At 34.7% G+C, this 2,387-nt stretch carries 4 protein-coding genes and 1 pseudogene; all 5 read left to right on the top strand.

Annotated elements, in window-relative coordinates; all coding sequences use genetic code 11:
- Nucleotides 1-319: restriction endonuclease subunit S (locus D8801_RS09540; RefSeq protein WP_185758523.1), on the top strand; the 319-nt coding region annotated here is incomplete at its 5' end.
- Between the two features lie 82 nt (nt 320-401).
- On the top strand, nt 402-638 hold the full coding sequence (locus tag D8801_RS09535) for an AbrB family transcriptional regulator (protein WP_125849447.1): 237 nt from the start codon (nt 402-404) through the stop codon (nt 636-638).
- The gene (locus tag D8801_RS09530; protein ID WP_125849444.1) at nt 635-1,048 is read left to right on the top strand and encodes a type II toxin-antitoxin system death-on-curing family toxin; all 414 of its coding nucleotides are present in this window, start codon (nt 635-637) and stop codon (nt 1,046-1,048) included. Before D8801_RS09535 ends, D8801_RS09530 begins: the two co-directional genes overlap by 4 nt.
- Before the next feature lie 121 nt (nt 1,049-1,169).
- Nucleotides 1,170-2,135 (top strand): site-specific tyrosine recombinase/integron integrase, encoded by a 966-nt coding sequence (gene xerA, locus D8801_RS09525; RefSeq protein ID WP_125849441.1) that lies wholly within the window; start codon nt 1,170-1,172, stop codon nt 2,133-2,135.
- A gap of 22 nt (nt 2,136-2,157) precedes the next feature.
- Nucleotides 2,158-2,387, top strand: a pseudogene (locus D8801_RS09885) (restriction endonuclease subunit S); the annotation flags it as partial.

Genomic DNA, 2,387 nt, shown 5'->3' with positions numbered 1-2,387 from the left:
AAGTATATTGGCTTTTGATTCATGTTTTCCAGATAGCATTGTTGGCTTTATTCCGGGAGAAAGAACCAATAATATGTTTATTCATTATTGGTTTAGTTACTTTCAAAAGATGCTAGAAAGTCAAGCTCCAGAATCAGCTCAAAAGAATATAAATTTAAAAATATTAAGTGAACTAAAAGTAATCCTCCCCCCTCTTTCCCTCCAAAACGAGTTCGCGGACTTTGTGGCTCAGGTCGACAAATCACAATTGGCAATTCAAAAATCTCTGGAAGAATTGGAAACCTTGAAAAAATCACTTATGCAGGAGTATTTCGGTTAAGATTCGAGATGAAATAGCAGTTTTACACTATCATTGTAATTACCGTAATTATTTGTTATAATACTTCAAAGGAGGAAATCAGATGGTCGTAAAAACAAGAAAACAAGGAAATTCAATCACTATTACGATTCCAAGCGAGTTCAATATTCCAAGTGGTGTTAAATACGAAGCGAAATTGTTACCAAGCGGTGAAATTATCTTTACTCCTGAAGAATTGGATCATCAGGTCTCTTATGTTTCTGATGATACCTTTAACTTAAAATTGGATACAATTTTTGATGAATACGACGATGTTTTCAAAGCTTTGGTGGAAAAATGACAGTCTATCTAACAGAAAAGCAAATTGAAAAAATCAATGCTTTAGTAATTCAACGGTATTCTCCAAAGGAGCAAATTCAAACAGTTAGTCCTTCAGCGTTAAATATGATTGTGAACTTACCAGAACAATTTGTTTTTGGCAAGCCTCTTTATCCAACAATTTTTGATAAAGCAACAATATTATTTGTCCAATTGATAAAGAAGCATGTTTTTGCCAACGCCAATAAACGAACAGCTTTCTTTGTTTTGGTGAAGTTTTTACAATTAAATGGTTATCACTTTACTGTTCCCGTGGAAGAAGCGGTTGATATGTGCGTGACTATAGCGGTAGAAGCTTTAACTGATGAAAAAATGATAAGCTACTCTAAATGGGTTTCTGAACATTCTATCAGGGAAAAGATCAAAAAGTAAGCTAGTATGTTAGATTTGAATGAGTGTTAGAAAATAAATGAACAGGCAATATTAGAATTCTGTAATGCAGAAACTGATATTGCCTCTTTTTATTGATGAGTAATAATGAAAGTGAGAATTTATGGAATCAAAAGTTACAATTATCATACAAGAAATGTTACCACTTTTAAACAATGAACAATTACTGGCATTGCGAGAGAGTTTAGAGCGTCATCTAGTGGATGGAAAAAAGCAGCAAAAGTATTCGAATAATAATCTGTTGCGACTATTCATCACTGCTAAGCAGGTGGAGGGATGTAGCGCAAAAACAATACGTTATTACCAGAGAACAATTGAAAATTTGTTTCATCATAGTAAGGAGTCTGTGACACAACTAACAACAGATGATTTAAGGAGTTATCTTGCAAATTATCAGTCTGAAAAGGAGTGTAGCAAGGCGAATTTGGATAATATTCGGCGTATATTGTCTTCCTTTTTTGCTTGGCTTGAGCAAGAGGAATATATCATCAAGAACCCTATTCGAAGGATTAAAAAAATTAAGACAGAACAAACTGTAAAAGAAACTTATACGGATGAACATCTGGAAATTATGCGGGATAACTGTGAAAATTTAAGAGATTTGGCAATGATAGATCTACTAGCATCAACAGGTATGCGTGTAGGAGAACTGGTCCAGTTGAATCGTTCAGATATTGATTTTGAAAACAGAGAGTGTGTTGTTTTTGGAAAAGGGAAAAAAGAAAGACCCGTATATTTTGATGCTCGTACGAAAATTCATTTAAGAAACTATCTTAATGACAGAAAAGATAGTCAACCAGCTCTTTTTGTAACGCTACTTGGAAAAGCCCAGAGACTTGGAATTGCGGGTGTCGAGATTCGATTGAGAAAGTTAGGACATAAACTTGGAATACAAAAAGTTCATCCACATAAATTCAGGAGAACTTTAGCGACTAAGGCAATTGATAAAGGAATGCCTATCGAACAGGTCCAAAAACTACTAGGTCACAGCAAAATTGACACTACCCTTGCCTATGCCATGGTCAATCAAAGCAACGTTAAACATTCGCACCAAAAATTCATCTCTTAACTGCAAATCCCGATTTAACGAGATGTTTGGGGATCCTGTTTTGAATGATATGGGGTGGGAGATTGAAACACTAGATAAAGTTGGAACGATTGGTAGAGGTGTTTCTAAGTATAGACCACGTAACGCTTCGGAATTATTTGGAGGAATCTATCCGTTTATACAGACAGGAGATGTAGCTAATTCAGGAAACTATATTGTAGATTATCATTCTACATATTCTGAGTTTGGTCTTAAACAAAGTAAATTGTGGGA

The sequence above is a fragment of the Streptococcus oralis genome, from assembly GCF_003943415.1.
GTDB classification, from domain to species: Bacteria; Bacillota; Bacilli; order Lactobacillales; family Streptococcaceae; genus Streptococcus; species Streptococcus oralis_BJ.
The sequence above is the reverse complement of the archived record's forward strand: the minus strand, read 5'-3'. Positions and strand labels throughout refer to the sequence as shown.